The following is a 22,389-nucleotide window of genomic DNA, read 5'->3' on the forward strand; positions in this document are numbered from 1 at the left end:
ATCTCTCTTTTCACATTGGAAAGGGAGATTCTTTTAGTTGAGATCGAAATTAAAAGGAGGAAATTACGATGAGTAAAGTAAAAAGCTCGAATTTAGGTTATCCAAGAATTGGTGAACAACGCGAATGGAAAAAAGCACTTGAACAGTTTTGGGCAGGTAAACTAGAGAAAGAGAATTTCTTAAAAATAATGGAGGAGATTCGTCTACATCATCTTCAAAAGCAACAAGACCTAGGAATTATGATGATCCCAGTTGGGGACTTTAGCATGTATGATCATGTACTTGATACATCTGTTATGTTCGGTCTAGTGCCGGAGCGGTTTGAATACGGTGGAGGTAAAGTGACACTTGAAACCTATTTTAATATAGCACGAGGAACTCAAAGTGCGATCGCATCTAAAATGACAAAATGGTTTAACACGAACTATCACTACATCGTTCCAGAACTGGACAATGCGATACCAACTCTTGTCGAAAATCGGCCTCTTCAATTCTATAAGGAGGCGAAACAAAAACTTGGTATTGATGGTAAACCTGTTATATTAGGACCCGTAACATTTGTGAAATTGTCAAAAGGCTATAAAGAAAGTGAACTTAAAACCGTGATTGATCAATTTGTCCCGCTTTATGCTGATATTTTACGTGAATTACAAGAAGAAGGTGTAGAGTGGGTACAAATGGATGAACCGATTTTATCTACTACCCTTTTAAGAGAAGAGGTTGTCTTATTGAACGAAGTCTATCAAACATTGAATGAAGCAGCTCCGAATATAAAGGTGATCTTACAAACTTATTTCGATAGTGTCGATCATTACGAAGAGGTTGTCTCACTTCCTGTTCAAGGGATCGGACTAGACTTTGTACATGACCACGGACAGAATCTTGCTGCATTAAAAAAATATGGATTTCCAAAAGATAAAGTACTAGCTGCTGGAATAATTGACGGGCGCAACATATGGTGCGCGAATCTTGATGATAAGTTTTCCATACTTGAAGAGATTACTGAGGTCGTACCAAAAAATCATCTTATTGTACAGCCTTCTTCAAGCTTATTGCATGTACCTGTTACAGTTAAAAATGAAGAAACACTCGATGAGGTCCTAAAAGGTGCCCTATCCTTTGCAGATGAAAAGCTGCAGGAAATTGTTGTCCTTACAAAGGGCTTTCATGAAAGAAAAGAAACCATTCAGAAAGAAATTACAGAACATACAGAAGCCATACAAGCATTAAATGAAGCATCATTTCGGAACAACACACGAGTTCATAAAGCGATTCAAAACTTGCACACGTATACATCAGAACGCAAAGCTGCCTTTAAAGTTCGTCAAGAGCTTCAACAAGAAGTTTTCGAATTGCCGCTGCTTCCAACTACAACAATTGGAAGCTTCCCACAAACCAAAGAAGTAAGAAATCAGCGTTTAAAATGGCGAAAAGGCGAGTTAACTGATTTTAAATATAGAGAATATATACAAACGGAAATTAAAAAGTGTATTGAAATTCAAGAAGAAATTGATCTTGATGTGTTAGTACATGGAGAATTTGAACGAACAGATATGGTGGAATATTTTGCTGAAAAATTAGGTGGCTTTCAATTTACGAAATTTGGTTGGGTACAGTCATACGGCTCGCGGTGTGTGAAACCGCCACTTATTTACGGGGACGTATCCTATGAAGAACCAATAACAGTTGAAGAAACTGTTTATTTGCCCAATCGTTAACAAACAGACCTGTAAAAGGAATGCTGACAGGTCCAATTACAATTCTTAAACTGGTCGTTTGTACGTGATGATATTTCGCATTATGATGTTGCAAATCAAATCGCGCTTGCGATTCGAAAAGAAGTTGAGGCGCTTGAGGGGAATGGAATCCGTATGATTCAAGTCGATGAGCCGGCACTTCGTGAAGGGCTCCCGTTAAAACGTGAAAAACGGGCTAGCTATCTTGATGCTGCTGTGTATGCATTTAAACTTGCAACAGCATCTGTTCAAAACCACACACAAATTCATACCCATATGTGTTATTCTGACTTTGAAAATATTATCGATGCCATTAAAGCGCTCGATGCTGACGTCATTTCAATAGAAACATCCCGAAGTCATGGTGAATTAATTCATTCCTTTGAAGAGAATACATATGAAAACGGGATCGGTCTAGGTGTCTACGACATTCATACCCCACGTATACCAACACTTGTAGAACTTACAAGGAACATCGATCGCGCCCTTCAAGTGTTAGACCCGAAACAGTTCTGGATCAATCCGGATTGCGGGTTAAAAACACGCAGTATCGATGAGACGGTTGCATCGCTTAAGGTGATGGTTGAAGCGGCAAAACAAACGAGAGAAAAGCTTAGAGCAGTGCAAACAATAAAAATATAAAAATCATAAAAATAGGTAGAATCTTCAAGGGAAATGAGAAACTTATTGTTGTAAATGCATTATCTTGACACTACCACTTAATAGGATGTTTTTTTTGTGGACTCTGTTAAATCATTAACTTTTGAGATAAGAACCATGCTAAATATAAAAGTAGTAACAAGACCTAAAATAGAAAAGAAGATTAATGCGGCAAAGCCAGTTTCAGTACGCATACTAAACCTCCAAATTGATTAATGATTTTTTTTAGTATTTGTATCCAAATACCTTTTATCCATAAATATCAAGCTGCTAAGATATGGAAGCTTTTTTACATTCCGTTTTTTTCCCTATAGGATGAAATGGATTTATAGAACATCAAGAACCCGGTTTGTGTCATCAGATAGATCGGAAAAGAGTAATAAGTATGATAAGCATCCTTATAATGAAAAACACCCGCCTGTAAACAAACCCATTCAAATGCTATACCAAAAAGCGGACAAAAAAGAGGCTGCCGAGAAAATTTCTTCGGTTAGCCTCTTTAAGCTTCTTATGATAAGGTCCTCAAAAAATACCATAACATATTGGTGAATTTCTGGACTTCTGATTTAATCGGGGTTTCGTCAAAAAGCTGCTGAAAAGGTTTTAATAAGGGCTGAAGGACAACCTTCCGTATCCGTTCGCGCTGTAGTTCATCCACCATCGCATCGAATAAATCCTTCTGTTCTTCATTAAAGGCATGATGCTCATGCAGCTGGTCTGCCAATTTCATTATATCTTCCTTCGTTACCACCTTTTTATTTGCATTTGTGCGAAGCAGATCAATGGCAGAATAATTCAGCATCACTTTATCATTCATCATCATCTTCGGCACAATCAGTTCGATGTAGGACAAAATGACAGCGACGACATGATCTAATGTATAGGTACTGTTCGTGACTCGCAGCGTAAATAACATATGCTGGAGCATCCCAAAAAACAATACGGTCGCTTCAAAAGAATGTTCACGGATGTCTTCTCCCATAATATCTATAAAACGGTTTGAGAGCCATTCCATCTCATAAACGCGATGCTGCATGACCAGTTTTTTTAGATCAGCTTCATTTGAAGATAGAATAGCTTCAAATAGAGGTATTAAGTTTCGTTCTTGATTCAAACGCATTAAGATTGTAATTTGTTCAATAAAAACTTGGCGGTCTCCTGGATCCTTGCCGATCTGCAGTGCCATTCGCTGCTGACTTGCATCATAGCGCAGGAATTCCAAAATTTCCGCGATACAATCACTCTTTGAAGAGAAATAATTATAAAACGTACCTTTAGAGATGTTCGCTTTTTCAGTGATTTCCTGAATAGAGGTTTGCTGAATACCTTTTTCAATAAAGAGTTTGAGTGCAATGTCAGCTACTTTTCTTTTTCGATTATTCATGCCTTCCTCCCATCCACCTATACCCTTAGTATAATTTTCTTCCACTGGAAAAACAATATTTTTAGACTTAAGGTATAAAAGTATTGCCTTTTTTATACCATGAGTATAAACTTAATAAAGTTAAGTATTATATAAATTAAACTCGCAGAGGGGAAAAGACATGAAAGTTACGGATTCAGGTATAGAACATAAAAAGCCACCTTATTTAATGCTCGTCATTTTATTCGTCGGAGCATTTGTTTCATTTTTAAACAACTCATTGTTGAATGTAGCACTTCCTACTATTATGGTGGATTTAGAAATAAAAGATTACTCAACCGTTCAATGGCTGGTTACAGGATACATGCTTGTCAGCGGGGTATTGATTCCAGCATCAGCTTTCTTGATTACACGCTTTTCAAATAGGGCGTTGTTTATTACGTCAATGGTTATTTTTACGTTAGGAACAGCCTTAGCCGCATTCGCGCCAAACTTTGGTTTATTACTGACGGGACGCATGATTCAGGCTGCGGGGTCTTCCGTAATGGGACCTTTATTAATGAACATTATGCTGGTTAGTTTCCCGCGCGAAAAACGTGGTGTCGCCATGGGTGTCTTTGGTTTAGTTATGATTACAGCACCAGCTATAGGACCAACATTATCTGGATACATTGTAGAATACTATGACTGGCGTTTACTATTTGAAATGATTTTACCTTTAGCTATTCTTAGCTTATTATTTGCAGTCTGGAAGCTGGATAATGTGATGCCGCAAAACAAAAAGGCATCGCTTGATTATGCATCTCTTGTCTTATCCAGTATCGGATTTGGCGGGATCCTTTACGGATGCAGTACCGCAAGCTCAGACGGCTGGACAGATACGCTTGTTCTTAGCACACTTATCGTGGGTGGCATAGCATTAGTTCTCTTTTTACTTCGTCAATTAAAATTAGAGCAGCCATTGTTAGATATCCGCGTTTACAAATATCCAATGTTTGCCCTTTCCTCCGTAATCGCAATAGTAAACGCAATTGCTATGTTCTCAGGAATGATCTTAACACCGGCTTATGTCCAAAGTGTACGTGGTATTTCACCGCTGGACTCTGGTTTGATGATGCTGCCTGGAGCATTGATGATGGGGATTATGTCGCCGATTACAGGAAAACTGTTCGATAAGTTTGGTCCTCGTGCTTTAGCGGTAGTAGGTCTATCTATCACAGCAGTTTCCACTTACATGCTCGCAAACTTGGATGCTGATTCTGCATATTCATATATCATCTTTGTTTATTCGCTGCGCATGTTTGGTCTTTCAATGGTTATGATGCCGATCATGACAAACGGGTTAAACCAGCTGCCGACGAAACTCAATCCGCACGGTACTGCTGTTAACAATACAGCTCAGCAAGTATCAGGTTCCATCGGAACAGCAATCCTTGTTACGATTATGAACTCTGTAACAAAAACGGAAGCAGAAAGCTTAATGAGCGGTGTAGATCCGGCAACCATTACAGAAGCCTCAACAGTTGCATTCACACAGCAAGCACTTTTATCCGGAATTCAATATTCCTTCTACGTAGCATTAGGAATCAATATTATCGCTTTAGTACTAGCGCTATTCGTTAAACGAGTTGATACAAGTGCAGAAGCAGTCAATAAAATAGAAAATCAAAGCAAACCGTCAACGAAATCTGTAACGGTATGAGAATAAAAACAAGCCTCGGCTTGTTTTTTTTACTTTAAGATAAGAACTGCACTTCATAAGTTTTCTAACTTTATAGTTCTTGGTATGATTGTAAAGAATCAACCTTTTTCATATTTAATAAGACACTGACAACAGAACGAAATGAGTGAAGGTTATGGATCAAATACTGACTATTGATAAAATGCTTCCTGAAGATTGGAACCATGTCGTAAACATATACCTAGAAGGAATAGCCACTGGAAATGCTACCTTTCAGCAAGCAGCTCCCTCATGGGAGGAGTGGGACACTAACCATTTAGGTAGGGGTCGGTTTGTGGCCAGGTCTAATGAGCATGTTGTAGGCTGGGCTGCTTTAACTCCCGTTTCGAGCAGATGTGTGTATTCCGGCGTTGCAGAAGTTAGTGTGTATGTTAGTTCAACACAACAAGGTAAAGGGATTGGAAGTTCTCTCTTAGATCGACTGATTGAATCTAGTGAAAAGGAAGGCATATGGACGCTGCAAGCTGGAATCTTTCCAGAGAACAAGTCAAGCATTGCTTTACATAAGAAAAAAGGGTTTAGAGTAGTCGGGGTAAGAGAAAGAATTGGAAAAATGAATGGAGTTTGGCGGGATGTTATCTTATTAGAGAGACGAAGTGAAAGTATTTAGACTAACTAGAATTTCACCTGCATAATAAAAAGCCAATATATGTTTTCATTAATATAAAAAACCAAGCCAAGGCTTGGTTTTTTACTTGGTATTACTTTATGGATTAATAAAGAACCTCTTGAAGGAACTTTTCCAATACGCGAACATCCGTGATTTTTTGGTTGCACGTATGACTGTCAACGCACATATAATTGCCGATTGCTTTATAGTAATCGGGTGAAGCGTTCGCTGGTTTTGACTTGGTAATCGCAGAAAACAGCGCGACGTCTCCAATTCCGTTACATAAAAAGCATACCCCTTTGTTTGCTGGTGTATATCGTCCTTGAACACCCACCGTTTGTCCGTTCAGATGATAAACGAGAAACAATTTTTGCGTTGCGATATCCACCCAGCCAAGGTAACTGATTTTGCGACGATCCATCACATTCAAATCAGGAGTCTTCAGTTTTTTATTCTTTGGGAACAACTTGGTGATCTGTTTACCAGTTACTTGCGAAAACTCTTCCAAATAAGGTTCCAGCGAAAACAAATATTGCTGGAATTCTTCTGTTTTGCGTAATCCAACAAACTGTTCTAATATATGTTTTTGAGAATCTGTTGTTTCCGGAAACGAATCTAAAATATGGGATAGAGCATTAAATTCTACTGCTTCTACCACTTTCGGGTCGGCACCGTTATTGCACGCATGCTGCAGCTGTCCAACTTGTTTTTTAATGAGGTTATAATGATGGTTTCTAATGAATGGTGTATTCACTGCTTTTCAGCTCCTTATTTTTTTAAAATGACAAAACAAGGTGCAAAGCCCATTATTAGAAACGATTTCTACTCTCGGGCGACAATCTTAACACTCGTCAGCCCATACAAAGAATCGCCCTAACACCAAGGCTTTGCATGAGCAGCTTCTGATTCCGGCAAACTGATTTGCCATTTCCATCAACCTCCATTCACCACTATTATAAAAAGTATTCAGTGGAACTTCAATTGGAACACCCTAAATTTTAACAGGAATCTAACAGGAATTTTACAGTAAATGATGATTTAGGAGACTTGATAGCTATGCACCGAATTGACCGGTTTTTGAAGACATTATAAAGATGTGTTTGACAAAAGCCGCATTTGTTACACTACTTCGCCATTCTATTTTCCTATGGTTGAAAAAAACACGAAACTTCCAGAGTAGTTATCCTATGAATCTACCTTTAATAAGTACAACTCTTATTAAAGGAAAACCATTACTTAAGGAATACAAAAAAAGCGGTGAGTATGATTCACAAGATGAAAAAGAATATATAGATTTTATGAAATAGCTTTTTTAATAAAGGGTTTCCCCGGGTTTTTATGTTGTAAATGGATCAGTTGATTTTGACGTTAAAAATGCCGAAAATGACAAAAAAAATTATAATATAAAAGGTCAAATTGAATTTATAGTCAAAGGGAACAACTAACCTTGTTAAGCAACTGGTGCATTTCTTCAAGAAGGAGAAATGTGCTTTTTTTGTAAGTAATGGGACCCAATTATAAAAGGTGTTCCACTTTGTTTATCGAAATGAAATAGTAAATGGAGTGTAAGGGGAATAAGATATGGACTTTATTTACAAAGATGACATACTAACTTTAAATATAATAAATGCGATTCATACTGGCGATATCCAATCATTAAAAAGACTTCTATCGGAGAATCCAGGATTGGCTAAGGTACGAATTATTGGAAAAGACAATAATAAGGAACGTAAAAGTTGCGGAATGTCCCGAACACTTTTGCATGTTGTAACCGATTGGCCCGGTCACTTTCCTAACAGCGCGTCTACCGTACGTGTGTTAGTCGAGTCCGGTGCAGATGTAAACGGCCGATTCACTGGATCACACTCTGAGACACCGCTGCATTGGGCCGCAAGTAGTGACGACATCGAAGTGCTTGACGCACTTCTCGATGTTGGAGCTGATATCGAAGCTCCGGGAGCAGTGATCGCTGGTGGAACACCACTTGACGATGCAGTGGCGTTCGCACAGTGGCGGGCGGCGCATAGGCTGGTAGAGCGCGGAGCGCAAATATCACTCTGGCATGCTTCTGCTTTAGGACATATCGATACAATAGAGAACTACTTCGCTGGTGCAACACTTTCGGAGCGATACCCTTGGGGAGCAAAATGCACTTCACTCCAGGACAAAATTAACGTCGCCTTCTGGTGCGCTTGCCACGGTGGACAGCGACATGCTGCAGAATACTTGCTAGACCGAGGTGCCAATCTTAACTGGATTTCAGATTGGGATGGATTGACCCCACTAGATGCAGCAGAACGAAGTGCCACCACCAATTTGGTTCATTGGCTTCTTAGTCAGGGGGCAAAATCTGCCAGTGAACTAAAATAATCAATTGAATTTTAAGTGGGGCTATATAACGATCGGGTGCATTTCTTCAAGAAGGAGAAGTGCACTTTTTTATTTGAGATTTATCGATGAAATATAGAAGTTGGTTGCTTATTCTTGATTGTCAGCTGTTTTTGATTCTAGGGTAGATCTGTCAATTGATTGTTCATATTTTTCTTTGTCACTAGGTTGGTCTTCATATGTTCGTGTATTCCATATACTATATTTAATTGTATTTTCAATATCATTGTTTTCAATATCATTGTTTTTATTTGGCATTATTTATCCACCTCACATAATAATAGTTTCAAAATTACTGTCCTTCCTTTGATTCTAGAAAAGAATCGATTGATTCATCCAATAATCTTTCTCTATTAGGGTCTTCATTGACATCTGTATCCATTTCCATATCTTGTTTAAATACATCGTATGTAGCATCATTTTTGTTTAATCTTTTTACTTGTTTACTCTGTGGAACTGGTTTAGTCCAATTGTTTTTTTGATGTGTCATGTAAACTCCTTCTGAACAGGTATTTAATTTAGTATGAACAATTGATCCTAAATCATCCGTTGAATACGTAAAGCGGCAATTGATGCTCCCTTATATTGAATAATGAGTAAAAGGAAACGTATAAGCAATACTAAGAAGGAAGTTTTTGAGTAAAGGAGGGAATGTGATGACAAGTCGCAATGGTAGCGAAGGAAGTCAAAATCAAGGTTCACCACAAGCACAGTATAATCAAGAATTAAGCAGTGAGTTTGTGAGTGGGGATAATAACAAAGGAAATGAATATCGTTCAAAAAAGGGCAGTAAATCAAAGAGTAAACCAAAGCAAAGCGGAGAATAAAGAAATCGTGAGGCATGCACCTCACGATTTCTTTTTTTCGGGATGATGGAGCAAAATTAATTACTTGGTGCCCCGGGGGGATAATAATAAGGCGGAACTTTAATCCAACCTCTTTTGCGCATAGCCGTTTTCAGTTCCATTCCAAATATCATTTTCTCAGCATGAAATCTTGCCCACATTAAACCAATGTCATTTCTAATACATTGACTCATATTTGTAGAACACATAACAATATTGGAAGCCACTTTTATTGATATGAAGTTAGCAATTTCTTCATCGGTTACTTTTACACCTAAAGGTACACTGTTTGGATCGGATTTAGGTTTGGATTCTGCTACTTGAGATAATGGGATACCTTCGTTAATCATGAAATTTCTTAAAACATCTAATTGATGCTGTGCAAGGTCCAGAGAGTTATTTAGTAGACTGATTAATTCATTATCCGTTGTTGTGTTTAATGATGCTTCTATAGCTGGTATTTCTTCAGCTATAGCAGTGAAATAAAGCCAGCATCCCATTGCTTCACCGATATGCGGACGTGGTTTGGGTTCATTATCATTAGAGGTTTTAATATAGTCGATAATTGCTTCAAATATGTTAGGCATTTAAATCAACTCCGATATTAATAAGTTGTAGGTATTACGAATTATTTCCTGAAATGCTTAATCTATTCAATGTATAAAATGAACAGTTCGAAGGTAGTATGCAATAAAAACTGTAGCTGTTTATAACAGAATAGAGTGCATTTCTTCAAGAAGGAGCTATACATTTTTTTTGAACAATAGGCAGGATTCTCCGCTTTAGATTTTTTAGCTATACCAGCAGGAATGAGCAATATCTTGAAAGAATATGAACCTAATAATTCTGGGTCGGGAGGAATATCTTTGTGTTAAATGCATGTTTGAGAAATTTGCTATATATCCTTGATCATAAATTAAATGTTCTTGTTGAATGTTGGAAAGAAGGACTTTATCTACAAGGAATCACTCACGATCTATCAAAACTTTCCCCTGTCGAATTTTTTCCTTATGCGATAAAGTTTTTCTCCGGTAGAGAACTAAGTACCAATGAACAATTAAAGTGGAACTATGCTTGGCTAAACCATCAACATAAAAATAAACACCATTGGGAGTATTGGGTTGTTGATCCAAATGCTAAGCAAGGACTACCAATGCCTAGAAAATATCTCATTGAAATGGTATGCGATTGGAGGTCTTTTTCAAGAAAATGGGGTAAGAAAGTAAAAGTTTCTCATTTAGACTTAACTGATAAGATCATATTGCATCCTGAAACAAGGAAGGAACTTCGGGTCATAATGAACAAGGTAGATGTTAAAGGTCGTGAAAATACTTTATCAAATTAACTGAAGGTTAGTTTTTTGCAGTTAATGCTGAACTAAAGTGCAGTTTAGTGAATGAAAAAATGGTATGATTGTAAAAATTATTATTTGGGAAAGGGGAAGCAAATCAATGATAAATTATAATGGCCGTAGCTTTGTTTCAATTGAAAATACAGCTAACGGAGAAGTTTCTTCGAAGACTTTTTTTGAATATAAACAAGAGGGTCAAATCATTACAGCAACATATAGTGGTGGGGAAATTATAAAAGGAACATTGGTTGGAATAATAAAGCAAGACGGTTGCTTAGAGTTTAGGTATAACCACGTAAACAGTAAAAATGAAATTAGAGGTGGACAATGTATTTCTACTCCTAAAATCTTACCAGACGGGCGAATTAGGTTATACGAAAATTGGAAATGGCTTGACTCAGAAGCTACTGAGGGAAATTCAATTATTGAAGAAGTGATGATATAAAACTGTTGAGTACAAAGATCCTTACTGAATAACGGATGCATTTCTTCAAGAGGAAATGCATTTTTTTATTGTTTAATAGTAGGTCTCTAATGATTTGAATTGCTAGATCAACAAACTGATGCTTTAGTTGATGGGAAAAAGGGCAAATTATATAGGAGGCTGACCCAAAAGGACATGAAATATGCCCTTTTGCGGTCAGCTTTTATAATTCTGATTATCTGTAAGCACCTAATGTGTTATTTACAGGTAGAATGTCCTTTTTGGAGCGAAAATGAGAGGTCTTCGCGTGAAACTCCATGCAGTTTGAGCGAAACGGGGCCTGGTTTGCGTGAAACGAGCAATCGTTTGAGCGAAAACTCGCCTTTATTGAGCAAAGGTGTAATAAATAAAAGAACACGTACCGTAAAGACCAGAGGCTCACTAAAATATTTTTTAGCCCGCCGCTTGTCTATAAACTAAAATTTTTCTAATAACTTAATTAAGACCTTTTTTGCTTGTTCACTATTCATTCCTTTAGCAACGTTTTTTAAAGACGCTCGCCAACAAGCAGAAATAATGACTTCCATCCCTTCTATTTCTTCATTTAATATTTCTTTAAACAAAATGGCTGCTAAATCCTTATTGTCACTCGGATCTTGTTCACTTAAAAGTGTGCAAACTTTTAATTTTACAGCAGAATCAAAACCTACAATCATTGCGGCTTTTATGGACAATATTGGTTGTTCATGGACCGCAGAAGCACCCTCCATTCTACTTATTATTCTTCGTTCAACTTCTTCACGAACAATACGATACAACTCTAGTTTATTTCCGAAATGATGATAGAGTGCACCAGTAGTAACCCCGATTGACTTAGCGAGTTGTTGGACGTTCACTCCTTCAAAACCGTGGGCTCCGAAGTCTGTTATCGCTTGATTTAATATTCTTTCTCTTATCGTTCCTGGTATTGGAATATTTGCTTTCATATTTTAATAATAACATCTTGACGGCATTCCGTAAATGATTTACGATTTACGTAAATAGTTTATGTTTTTCTAATATTTGGATATGGGAGTGTTGTATGATGAAGTTAGTTTTTCATTCTCAACCTGTAAAAGAGATGAAGAAGGCAGTATCTTTTTATCGTGATGTTTTAGGGATGGAAGAGGCTTGGAGAGAAGGGGATCATACTGTGGCATTTAAAACAAATTCAGATACCCAAATCCTGCTTGAAGATGATGTAGAAGAGCATTCGTACGGACCAGGAAGTGTTTTCTTAGTCGATAGTGTCGACGAATTTTATCAAGAAAACAACACATCTCTCAACTTTGTAAAAGAGCCGAGTGATATTCCACCAGGTAGGTATGCCATATTCAGTGATGATTCAGGGAATCCAATTCGAATAATTGATATGTCAAAAAGATAGTTGAAAAAAGTTTCTACATATTTAATAAACGGGTGCATTTCTTCAAGAAGGAGAAGTGCTCTTTTTTATTGAACTACTGGTAAGTATTGTAAAAAAATGGGGTGTGGGGTGTAAAGGTGGTTAAATTGACTCTTCAATTAGATGATTTCACTAAAATGCATGATGAATTTATTGCTGAATGGAACAAAGCAATGAATACAGGTGATACATCATCTGTAGAAAGAATGGATGATAGATACTTTGTAGTTTTTTTAAAAGGTGTAAATGAAAAACCGATTATATTTAACAGGGAAGAAGCGGTAAATGGAATGAAGCAATCTGTTCAGCAACTTTTAGGAGCTAAAAAGAGGTTCGAAAACAGGGTTATTCGTCTAAGGGATAACGAGAATGCAGTCGTTTTTTATGAGCAATTAATTGAAAAGAACGATAAAGTAATAGCGAGACTTTTCACTATTGAAAATTGGCAGCTTATTAATGGAAAGTGGATGTTGGTTAGGGAAACGGAAGAACCGATCTAACTTTTACTAGAATAAGATTTTTGATTACATTATAATCACTAAAATTTATATGAAAGTTAATTTAAAGTACTGTGTATTGCAGTGCTTTTTATAGTTCTATTTATTGTTCAGTGATACTGATTTTTTCCAAATTGAACTCCAAAAGTGAAACCGTTAAATCTTGATTGGGGTGCTTTTTTTTCGTCTATGCTTCTTTAGGGAACTATATTTTTATAGAAACTTTATTCAAAGTAAGACGTACATGTACAGAGCCCGATTTACAAGTATATCTTAGTTTAATAGAAGGAGTTTATAATGGAAAATTGGTTAACAAGTATCATGAACGAATTCGGCTATCTTGGAATCTTATTATTAATTGCACTCGAAAATATTTTTCCGCCTATCCCGTCTGAAATCATATTAACGTTCGGTGGCTTTATGACACAAACCTCTAATCTCCATGTCATAGGGGTTGTTTTATCAGCAACAGCAGGGTCTGTCATTGGTGCCCTGGTGCTATACGGTATAGGCCGCCAGCTGGATGTGGAAAGAATGGAGAAGATTATTGACCGGTGGGGGCATGTTCTGCGTCTGACAAAAGAGGACATTCATAAAGCAGATACCTGGTTTGACCGCTATGGACCGTGGACCGTATTCTTCTGCCGTTTTGTCCCGCTGCTCCGCAGTTTGATATCCATACCTGCTGGAATGTCTAACATGAACATGGGTGTTTTTCTTTTGCTTACAACTCTCGGAACTTTGATTTGGAACGTTGTTCTAGTCAATTTAGGAGCTTATTTCGGAGAATCATGGGATGTTATAGCGCATTACATGGATGTTTATTCAAAAGTCATTTATGTTGTATTGTTCGTGTTATTCCTTGTTTTCATTGTGCTCTATATTAGAAAGCGCCGGAGGTAATCTTATGGAAGATATCTTTGGAAGATGAGTCGTTTTCATTTATACTGAATGTAAGAAAATAACATAGATTAAGAGGAGGAACTATGAAACTAGGCACATTCTCTGTAAGTTTAACGGTAAAAGATATTCATGTTTCGAAAACGTTTTACGAAAACTTAGGGTTTACAGCTCTTGGAGGGGATATTACACAAAATTGGCTGATCATGAAGAATGAAAGCTGTGTAATCGGTCTTTTCCAGGGCATGTTTGAAAAGAACATTCTCACATTTAATCCCGGATGGAATGAAAATGCCGAAAATCTCGATTCGTTTACGGACGTTAGAGACCTTCAAAAGGAGCTTAAAGCTAATGGCATTAAAATGTTGACTGAAGCAGATGAAAACAGTGAAGGACCTGCAAGTTTTATTATTGAAGATCCAGATGGCAATCCCATTCTTGTAGACCAGCATAGATAAAAAAAAGAGAATAAGAAATCCACTAAAAACCAAGCTGCGGCTTGGTTTTTTATTTGTTCTTATCTTCCAGTGTCATTGAGAGTAAATGGCTTTCTGGTGAAGTCTATGAACCAAACCAGCGATTCTAGAAGTCATACCTAACTAGTAAAAGGGAATTTCTTGTAGCTATAGAATAAAGAAGATGAAGCAAATGACGGGGAACCTTATTTTAATTTAAAGGGAGAATGAGAAGATGGAGTTATTCTTAACCCAGTATGACTGGATCCAACGTACAAGAGAAACATTGTTTCGTTATTGCGAAACCTTGTCACCATCAGATTATGTGAAAGAGCTGGAGAACTTTGGCGGAGATTCTATTCGCAGTTTGCATGCTCATGTAGCCGACTGTTATCGGGGATGGTTGGGGAATCGTGCCCTTGGTAAATCACTGGCCAAAATAAACCCAGAGTCTATTCACAATGTACAGGAGATGCGCGAGATATTTAAGGAAACGGATATCCTTGTTCATGAATTTCTTAATGAATTTAAAGGCAAATGGGATGAGAATGTTCGAGTCACTTTTGCTAGTGGGGGCCGTGCAGAGTTTACAACACTATGGCTGTTTACGCACACGACCACTCACGAGTTCCATCATAAAGGACAAATCGTAAAGATCGGCAGACAACTCGGGTATATCCCACCGGATACAGATCTGATTGAACAAATATCAAGCAGAGTTTAGACAAATTTTTTCGTTTTTAACATTCATTGCATGTGTTAGCTCATTTTTACTTTTAAAGGGATTGGTAGTTAAGGATATAGAAAACGTTCAGACAAAAATCTGGACGTTTTTTATTTTTGATCGAAATAGGGAATAATGGTGAGGCAGAATGAGACTCAAGTGAATCTGTAATGTGTTAATGTGGAGATAGGTAAGTAATTATGATTCTTAAATGTATAGAAAAAATAAGGTCAGGAAAGGAGATCCAATGACTAAAGAAATGGGATGGAACCTAGAAAACAGCTATGCCAATCTGCCTAGCAAGTTTTATTCAATCATTAGTCCTAACCCGGTCCGTGAGCCAACGTTAGTGATTTTGAATGAACCACTAGCCGAATCGCTTGGACTGAACGTTGAGGCACTTCGAGGTGATGATGCATTACAAGTACTCGCTGGCAATGAAATTCCGGACGGCGGATCGTCACTTGCTCAAGCGTACGCAGGTCATCAATTCGGTAACTTCACGATGTTAGGGGACGGCCGAGCACTGATGATTGGTGAACAGATCACTCCAAAAGGTGAGCGGTTCGATCTTCAGCTTAAAGGTTCAGGACGTACACCATACTCTCGTGGAGGCGACGGTCGGGCTGCACTTGGACCGATGCTGCGAGAATACATCATCAGTGAAGCGATGCATGCGCTTGGTATTCCTACAACCCGCAGTCTGGCAGTTGTAACAACGGGTGAGTCCATCATCCGTGAATCCGAGCTGCCTGGTGCTATTATGACGCGTGTCGCTTCCAGCCATCTGCGTGTTGGTACGTTTGAGTTTGCCAGACAATGGGGAGGCGTGGATGAACTGCAGGCCTTAGCTGACTATGCCATCGAACGCCACTATCCAGATGTAAAAGAGGATGAAAATAAATATCTTTCCTTCTATAAAGAAGTCATCAAGCGTCAGTCTTCTCTTATTGCTAAGTGGCAGCTGGCCGGCTTTATCCACGGTGTGATGAACACCGACAACATGACGATCAGCGGGGAAACCATTGATTATGGTCCATGTGCATTCATGGATACGTATGATCCTGCAACAGTGTTCAGTTCCATTGACGTTCAGGGCCGTTATGCGTATGGCAATCAGCCGAGTATCGCGGGCTGGAATCTTGCAAGGTTTGCTGAAACGCTATTGCCGCTGTTTCATGTTGATCAAGAGAAAGCAATTGAATTGGCACAAGATGCTATATCAGATTTTGGTGATCAATTTAACAGCCATTGGCTTGTAGGTATGAGAGTGAAACTAGGCTTATTTCATGAAGAGAAAGAAGATGAATCACTTATTAAAGACCTTCTTAATCTGATGAAGAATCATTCCGCTGACTATACAAACACATTCAAAGCTCTAACCCTTGATAAAAAAGAAGATAACCAACTGTTTAATTCTCCTGAATTTGCGGAGTGGCATGCTAAATGGCAGGAAAGAAGAGGCCGGCAGGGAGAATCAAAAGAGTCCTCAGATGAATTGATGCGTAACAGCAATCCAGCGGTAATCCCACGTAACCATAGGGTAGAAGAGGCATTAGAAGCCGCAGTGAAAGAAGAAGATTACAGCGTGATGAAGAAACTTCTGAATGTTCTTTCCAACCCTTACGCATATTCACCTGAACAAGTAGAATACTGCAAATTACCTCCGGAAACAGAAGGTCCTTACAGAACCTTTTGCGGCACATGATATCCATGTAGAAACCATAGAAAAAGCTTGGGTCACTTCACTAGAGATCCAAGCTTCTTTACTTTTTCAGTTTTAATAAGGATATACATAAGGAGGAGTGTAAGCTGGCGGGTAGTAATATGGATAATACGGATAGTAGTATGGGTAATAGAATAATCTTCTAATAAAGGGAAACGGAAATCTTCTTCGACGAAATCTTCTAAATCTCGGGCGTCTTCTGTCATCATAATCATCATCGCCATCAAATCCACCTGGACTAATAAACTGTCGTTCTTCTGCATTCATCTCTTCGGCAACCATCATCGTTACACCCTGGTCATCCGTACTTTCTATAATGCCATCAATCGTTTGTCCGTCCGTGGTTTCAAGTAACATATGGCTGCCTATATGTTTTTTACATTGGTCTTGCATATTTCTTTCATCCATTGAATCGCACTCCTTTTAACAAACTTAGATTGAAACAAAATCATTATATCCGACTATTTGATAAATGGTGCGAGTCCAAATGCCTCAAAAAGGAAGTTGTTTAAATCGATGGGGAACAAATGGGCATTTTTATATGAAATGAACAATACATTAGAAGAGAGAAAATGATTACGATAGCGAGGGGATACAATGGCGGATCCGATTGTTGCTAGGTCATTAGATGAAATTAGATTCTGGTCCAGGATAATGAAGGAACATGCTTTGTTTTTAAGCTTGGGATTTACTTATGAACAGAAACAATTAATCGATGAAGCACGGCAATTTATAACTTTGTTTGAAAAAGTAGAAGAAAAGTTATCTAGATTTACAGTGAATTCAGATTTACGTCAAGTCCAGGCTTTTAATTCCGAGGTCTACCAAGCAGTAGTTGCCATATGGAGCTATAAACGAAAGGTTTTAGGTCTCACTTTACGCTGTCAGATCCGTACAAACAATTTTCCGTTATTAGTTGACCATATAAGCAGAGAAGCTGCATATTTTGCCAATCGATTAAAAGAACTGAATGAAGGGATATTAGCACCTAAACCCGATGATGTAATTGAGGAAAATGTATTCTTTTTAAGAATCATGGCTGATCACGCGAAGTTTATCGGACATCTATTAGATCCTTCTGAAAGAAAGCTGGTAGAACAGGCGAGAGAGTTCAGTCATGATTTTGACCAGCTTCTTTTTCAAGCGATTGATTTGGAATCTATGAAGCCACAATCTGAAACTAAACCGTTACTAAGCCAATTTTTAGACCAAAATAAAGTGTCCGTTGTCTCTCTAAGAGATTTTAAGAAGACAGCAAGAGAGCTAATAGAAGCATGCCGTATTAAGAGCAATATCCATCCTCTATTAGCAGACCATACCTTTAGAGAAGCAGAAAGATTTTTAGAAATCATAGATTTATTTGAGTCCAATCTAACTAGCCAGAGGTAAATAAAATTCATTCCCAAACAAACATATCCGGAACATGAATTGAAGAGTTAACAGCATGTCCTCCAGAAAATTTATTAGCTTTCGTGATCCTTTCGGCAATATCTTAGAATATTTGCAGTTTGATTAATTAATACATTTAGAAAGCTCGAGTCACCAAGATTCGAGCTTTTTTAGTGTTTTTCGCTTGTTATAGATTTAGAACAAAAGAGAAAATTTTACCAAAATAATTCTTTTCATTCATTAGTTATTATGTTATTATTTAACTGTTTTGTTACTACTATATTACAAAAATATTAAATGAATATATTTTAGGGAGGATGGAAGATGAGTTTTTGGAAGAAAATCATCGGTCAAACAGAATTATCCCCTGAAGACAAAAATGAAAGGGAGAGGGAGCAACAAGAGAAGAAAAAGCGGCGTGAGGAAGAGGCAAAACGTTTAAAAGAAGAACAAGACAGAAAACGGGAAGCTAAGCGCATAGAAAAAGAAAGAAGAAAAGCAGCTGAACTAAAGAAGGTTGAACGTTTTTTCGGTTCTAATCCAGGTATGGGTAAAAAACTGACTTATACTGCTAATGTTGAGACGTTTGAATATGTAGATAGACACCTTTTGCGTCGTGATGAAAAAGTATTAGGAGTAATCCAAGCCGAATATGACAAAACAAAGAAGCGTGAAATCAAAGGAATCTTAATAGCTTCTGAAGAAAAGTTAATCTTTGCTTTTGTAAGAGGAAACAATCAATACATTGAAGAGTTCGATTACTCAAAAATGAAAGGTATGTCTTTGGCTAGAGATGGTTTTGTATCTAAAGAATTATATATTGATTATGGACGCGGAAGAAAAAAATTCGATGATATCATCGATGATGACAATTTTAAATACTTCTTAAGAGCAGTTAATGAAAAGATCGTAGAGTTCAGAAATAAACCAAACACAAAACCGAGAGCAAAAGCCACTGCTACAGGATTAGATCCTAATGAAAAATACAAACAGCTAGAACATCTTGCCGAGTTAAAAGAAAAAGGGATTTTGACGGAAGAAGAATTCTTTACAGAAAAAAAGAAAATATTAAACTAAAAGAGGTATTTAAATTGAAGATTATAAGATTGATATTAGCAATTCTTGCTATTTTATTTACATTATTTATGGCTATCGTTACTCCAGTTGCTTTGATTGGGACATTAATCGTAGCATTTGGTTTGTATCAAAGTGCACAAAAAAGAAAAGGGAATCTTACTTTCTCAAAACCTGGTTGGTTTATAGCTATAGGTTTAATTCTTACCGTGATCCTGACAAGTGTCTATGCCGAGCCAGTTCAGGAGACTGCTAAGGAAATAGATTCAAACACACAGTTAGCAAATAAAGAAGAGAAGAAAGAAAAAGAAAAGCAAGAAGCTAAGGCTAAAAAGGAAGCAGAAGAAAAAGAGGCAGCTGAAGCTAAAAAGAAAGAAGAAGCAAAAGCTAAAGCTGAAGAAGAAGCACAGGCTAAAGCAGCTGCAGAAGCAAAAGCAAAAGAACAAAAAGAACTTGCTAATAAATTCAATTTAGAAGCTGTTACGGTTTATCGTGCCGTTGATGGAGACACTTTGGAATTATCAGATGGAAGAAAGATACGTCTTGTGGGTGTCAATACACCAGAGTCTACAACAAGACATGAAGAGTATGGAAAAGAAGCAAGCAACTATACTTCTGAACAATTAAAAGGAAAGAAAGTATGGATGCAAAAAGATGTATCAGATACAGACCGCTACAATCGTTACTTACGAATTATCTGGCTAGATATTCCGACTAATGATATGAGCGAAGATGAAATCCGTGCGAAAATGTTCAATGCTAAACTTGTTTTGAATGGATATGCTGAGCCTTCAACCTATTCTCCGGATGTGAAGTACAGCGACTCTTTTGTTAAGTTTGCACGTGAAGCCAGAGCTAATAATACTGGTTTATGGGCGTATGGAAATAATGGTACGACGAAAGGTGATCTAGATCCTAAGAAGAGTACGACAACAGCATCAACAAGTGCTCCTAAAACAAGTACATCTAAACCTAGCTCATCTACTTCAACACCTAAGCCAGCAGCGCCAGCACCAACTCCTGCACCAGCACCTAAAGTGGAATACTATCAAAACTGTACAGAGCTACGCAAAGTTTACCCGAATGGAGTACCATCAACCCATCCAGCATACGCATCAAAACACGATCGAGATAAAGATAACTTTGCTTGTGAGAGATAAAATTAAATAGAATAATAGAAAAAAGCTCGGGTCTACATGACTCGAGTTTTTTTATGATGCATAGGACTAAAGGTTAGTTGACAGCAGGATTCTTCATTCATATAATCAATATAGATGAAATTGATAATCATTATCATTTATGAATTGGGGGAGAAACTGTTGAATAGGGTCATAGACGAAACTGAATTTATAGTTTGAGAAGAAGCAGCTGAGAAGCGTTTTACCTTCCGGAAGGTTGATTTTAACCGGGACTTTGAGATGCTTTATGAATGGATGCATTATCCTCATATTGCACCTTTTTGGAAGCTGAACCTGTCGATTCCGACGTTTAAAGAACGTTACATAACTCGATTGAAGCTGAACATAAAGACGTTTTCATCAGCACGTTAAACGGTACACCTGTTTGCTATTTGATTGCATATTCTATAAAAGACGAGCCAATTTGTTTGTAAACCAGTTGGGGGAGAATTGAGTACTACAGAAGAAGAAACGACGGATAGCCGCTGGGTAGCAAAAGATAAGGTACTAGATTTCATTACAAAAGAAGCTATACGTACCCGATTTAATGACGATTAGAATAGAAAAGTCCAAGTTCACTATAAAGAATATGTAACAAAACCAGACTTTGAGTTGAAGCTGGAGAGGACTGTATAGGTGAAAAGAAAACTATATGTTGTAATTCTTTTCATTGTTTCTTTTTTACTCTTTTCTTCATGGCGTTTAGGGTTGATTTAACAGAAACACCGCAAATTTACTTATTCGAACAGGAAGAAAACTTATCATTTGGGGACGGTGGATAAACATGTTACCAACAAAAAGCATTCTACATACATGGAAGAAGTTTGATAGTTTTCCGATGGAAACACTGACGAAGGCTTGGTATTTTGACCAAGGAACTCAGAAGAAACAAAGAGACGTTTCCCAGATGAAAGAGCATCTGCAGCAATACGGTATTACCGGGAACTGTTTTGATTTGGCCCTTTGGCTGCTGGATGAATTCAAAAAAGATGGGGTGAAGGCCTATCCGATCGGTTCAAAGTTTAACACGGAAAAAGCACATGTTGCGGTTATTGCTCTAGACGAGAATGGTAAGCGGTATTTGTGTGATCTTGGAGACCAATGGTTAAGCTCGATCTTGGTGGATACCGGTGCAGAAGATTTCACGAACGATAAGCTGTCTGGGTTCTTTCCAGGTGCAAAGATTCAAGTTCAACCCGAAAAAGAGGACTTTATCGAAATCCTCTATCATCGGCCAAACGGGAAACAATCTTCCCAAACGTTCGATCTGAAGCCCATTGAGATGATTGACTTTATGCAGGCAGCAGAGTTTTCGCAAAATCACATACATCCTTATCCTCTATTTGAGTGCAGAATCCCATACCAATCTGAAGTGGCTCACTGGGAATTTTATAACTGGGAGAGTTTTCTCAGTGCGAGTGATGGCTTGCATCCGGAAGATCAAACAGAATCAATTGAGCATTGGGTTAAGGTCATTCATGAAAAATCAAACTACAGCAAAGACTTTTTGTTTGATGCTTTAACAAAATATAAACAAATCACTTAACATATTTGAAATCATGAATTTGAAATGAGGCTGACTCAAAAAGGACATGAAATAAGCCCTTTTGCGGTCAGCTTTTATATTTTTTGTTTATCTGTACGCTTCTAAAGTGTGATTTACAGGTGGAATTTCCTTTTTTGAGCGAAAATGAGAGGTTTTCGCGTGGAACTCTATGCCGTTTGAGCGAAACGAGGCCTGGTTTGAGTGAAACGAGTGTAAGCGTAAAATGATCCACACCTGCTTTTCAAGGTGTGGATCATTTAAACTTTTGTTATTCCTTATGATTAGCTAAATAACATGATTCGGGTAGATCTGTTGACCATGGAACGAGTTTTTGAAGC

Annotated in this window: 24 protein-coding genes and 1 pseudogene; 17 read left to right on the plus strand and 8 right to left on the minus strand. The window is 37.7% G+C overall.

Translation table 11 applies throughout. The features are described 5' to 3' along the window. Positions 1-68 precede the first annotated feature (68 nt). Positions 69-2,378, plus strand: a pseudogene (gene metE / locus M3196_RS18875) (5-methyltetrahydropteroyltriglutamate--homocysteine S-methyltransferase). A gap of 77 nt (positions 2,379-2,455) precedes the next feature. Here metE and M3196_RS22030 read toward each other — a convergent pair. Beyond that, the gene (locus M3196_RS22030) at positions 2,456-2,590 is read right to left on the minus strand and encodes a hypothetical protein (RefSeq protein WP_276531440.1); all 135 of its coding nucleotides are present in this window, start codon (positions 2,588-2,590) and stop codon (positions 2,456-2,458) included. 314 nt (positions 2,591-2,904) lie between these two features. Further along, positions 2,905-3,780 carry a TetR/AcrR family transcriptional regulator gene (locus M3196_RS18880; RefSeq protein WP_251323889.1) on the minus strand — a complete coding sequence of 292 codons (876 nt, stop codon included), beginning with the start codon at positions 3,778-3,780 and terminating at the stop codon, positions 2,905-2,907. Between the two features lie 160 nt (positions 3,781-3,940). On the opposite strand from M3196_RS18880, the gene M3196_RS18885 reads away from it, so the two are divergent. Then, positions 3,941-5,461 (plus strand): DHA2 family efflux MFS transporter permease subunit, encoded by a 1,521-nt coding sequence (locus M3196_RS18885; RefSeq protein WP_251323890.1) that lies wholly within the window; start codon positions 3,941-3,943, stop codon positions 5,459-5,461. 154 nt (positions 5,462-5,615) lie between these two features. Continuing rightward, a complete protein-coding gene (locus M3196_RS18890) occupies positions 5,616-6,110 on the plus strand; it encodes a GNAT family N-acetyltransferase (protein ID WP_251323891.1) in 495 nt (164 codons plus the stop codon). Between the two features lie 103 nt (positions 6,111-6,213). Here M3196_RS18890 and M3196_RS18895 read toward each other — a convergent pair whose 3' ends face one another. Then, positions 6,214-6,864: a FusB/FusC family EF-G-binding protein gene (locus M3196_RS18895; protein ID WP_251323892.1), complete on the minus strand. Its 651-nt coding sequence runs from the start codon at positions 6,862-6,864 to the stop codon at positions 6,214-6,216. Between the two features lie 827 nt (positions 6,865-7,691). Between M3196_RS18895 and M3196_RS18900 the strand changes: the two genes are divergently transcribed. Further along, positions 7,692-8,480 carry an ankyrin repeat domain-containing protein gene (locus M3196_RS18900; RefSeq protein ID WP_251323893.1) on the plus strand — a complete coding sequence of 263 codons (789 nt, stop codon included), beginning with the start codon at positions 7,692-7,694 and terminating at the stop codon, positions 8,478-8,480. Between the two features lie 108 nt (positions 8,481-8,588). On the opposite strand, the gene M3196_RS18905 is transcribed toward M3196_RS18900, so the two are convergent. Next, a complete protein-coding gene (locus M3196_RS18905; protein WP_251323894.1) occupies positions 8,589-8,756 on the minus strand; it encodes a hypothetical protein in 168 nt (55 codons plus the stop codon). Between the two features lie 34 nt (positions 8,757-8,790). Beyond that, on the minus strand, positions 8,791-8,988 hold the full coding sequence (locus M3196_RS18910; RefSeq protein WP_251323895.1) for a hypothetical protein: 198 nt from the start codon (positions 8,986-8,988) through the stop codon (positions 8,791-8,793). Between the two features lie 166 nt (positions 8,989-9,154). Between M3196_RS18910 and M3196_RS18915 the strand changes: the two genes are divergently transcribed. Then, a complete protein-coding gene (locus tag M3196_RS18915) occupies positions 9,155-9,325 on the plus strand; it encodes an imidazoleglycerol-phosphate dehydratase (protein ID WP_251323896.1) in 171 nt (56 codons plus the stop codon). A 56-nt stretch (positions 9,326-9,381) separates the two neighbouring features. Here the strand turns inward: M3196_RS18915 and M3196_RS18920 are convergent, their stop codons facing one another. Further along, positions 9,382-9,930, minus strand: coding sequence for a DUF3231 family protein (locus M3196_RS18920; protein WP_251323897.1), 549 nt, complete (start codon positions 9,928-9,930; stop codon positions 9,382-9,384). Between the two features lie 281 nt (positions 9,931-10,211). Between M3196_RS18920 and M3196_RS18925 the strand changes: the two genes are divergently transcribed. Both M3196_RS18925 and M3196_RS18930 read left to right on the plus strand, forming a co-directional pair. Beyond that, positions 10,212-10,688, plus strand: a complete 477-nt coding sequence (locus M3196_RS18925) for a DUF5662 family protein (protein WP_251323898.1) — start codon at positions 10,212-10,214, stop codon at positions 10,686-10,688. 106 nt (positions 10,689-10,794) lie between these two features. After that, positions 10,795-11,139, plus strand: a complete 345-nt coding sequence (locus M3196_RS18930; RefSeq protein ID WP_251323899.1) for a n-acetylglutamate synthase — start codon at positions 10,795-10,797, stop codon at positions 11,137-11,139. 455 nt (positions 11,140-11,594) lie between these two features. Here the strand turns inward: M3196_RS18930 and M3196_RS18935 are convergent, their stop codons facing one another. Further along, entirely contained in the window at positions 11,595-12,104 is a 510-nt protein-coding gene (locus M3196_RS18935; protein WP_251323900.1) for a TetR/AcrR family transcriptional regulator, read from the minus strand. A gap of 95 nt (positions 12,105-12,199) precedes the next feature. On the opposite strand from M3196_RS18935, the gene M3196_RS18940 reads away from it, so the two are divergent. From M3196_RS18940 to M3196_RS18965, 6 genes are all read left to right on the plus strand, one after another. Next, entirely contained in the window at positions 12,200-12,544 is a 345-nt protein-coding gene (locus tag M3196_RS18940; protein WP_251323901.1) for a VOC family protein, read from the plus strand. A 116-nt stretch (positions 12,545-12,660) separates the two neighbouring features. After that, complete coding sequence (locus M3196_RS18945) at positions 12,661-13,062, plus strand: hypothetical protein (protein ID WP_251323902.1); 402 nt, start codon at positions 12,661-12,663, stop codon at positions 13,060-13,062. 294 nt (positions 13,063-13,356) lie between these two features. Next, positions 13,357-13,962 carry a DedA family protein gene (locus tag M3196_RS18950; RefSeq protein ID WP_251323903.1) on the plus strand — a complete coding sequence of 202 codons (606 nt, stop codon included), beginning with the start codon at positions 13,357-13,359 and terminating at the stop codon, positions 13,960-13,962. Between the two features lie 83 nt (positions 13,963-14,045). Next, complete coding sequence (locus M3196_RS18955; RefSeq protein WP_251323904.1) at positions 14,046-14,417, plus strand: VOC family protein; 372 nt, start codon at positions 14,046-14,048, stop codon at positions 14,415-14,417. 232 nt (positions 14,418-14,649) lie between these two features. Next, on the plus strand, positions 14,650-15,138 hold the full coding sequence (locus tag M3196_RS18960) for a DinB family protein (RefSeq protein ID WP_251323905.1): 489 nt from the start codon (positions 14,650-14,652) through the stop codon (positions 15,136-15,138). A 247-nt stretch (positions 15,139-15,385) separates the two neighbouring features. Continuing rightward, positions 15,386-16,846, plus strand: a complete 1,461-nt coding sequence (locus tag M3196_RS18965; protein ID WP_251323906.1) for a protein adenylyltransferase SelO — start codon at positions 15,386-15,388, stop codon at positions 16,844-16,846. A 72-nt stretch (positions 16,847-16,918) separates the two neighbouring features. Here the strand turns inward: M3196_RS18965 and M3196_RS18970 are convergent, their stop codons facing one another. Next, positions 16,919-17,257: a hypothetical protein gene (locus M3196_RS18970; protein ID WP_251323907.1), complete on the minus strand. Its 339-nt coding sequence runs from the start codon at positions 17,255-17,257 to the stop codon at positions 16,919-16,921. Positions 17,258-17,461: 204 nt separating this feature from the next. On the opposite strand from M3196_RS18970, the gene M3196_RS18975 reads away from it, so the two are divergent. From M3196_RS18975 to M3196_RS18990, 4 genes are all read left to right on the plus strand, one after another. Then, entirely contained in the window at positions 17,462-18,253 is a 792-nt protein-coding gene (locus M3196_RS18975) for a DUF2935 domain-containing protein (RefSeq protein WP_251323908.1), read from the plus strand. A 324-nt stretch (positions 18,254-18,577) separates the two neighbouring features. Beyond that, a complete protein-coding gene (locus tag M3196_RS18980) occupies positions 18,578-19,330 on the plus strand; it encodes a hypothetical protein (protein WP_251323909.1) in 753 nt (250 codons plus the stop codon). Between the two features lie 14 nt (positions 19,331-19,344). After that, entirely contained in the window at positions 19,345-20,487 is a 1,143-nt protein-coding gene (locus M3196_RS18985) for a thermonuclease family protein (RefSeq protein ID WP_251323910.1), read from the plus strand. Between the two features lie 802 nt (positions 20,488-21,289). Further along, entirely contained in the window at positions 21,290-22,051 is a 762-nt protein-coding gene (locus M3196_RS18990) for a hypothetical protein (protein WP_251323911.1), read from the plus strand. Positions 22,052-22,389 lie beyond the last annotated feature (338 nt).

The sequence above is a fragment of the Fictibacillus nanhaiensis genome (genome assembly GCF_023715445.1).
Lineage (GTDB): Bacteria > Bacillota > Bacilli > Bacillales > Fictibacillaceae > Fictibacillus > Fictibacillus nanhaiensis_D.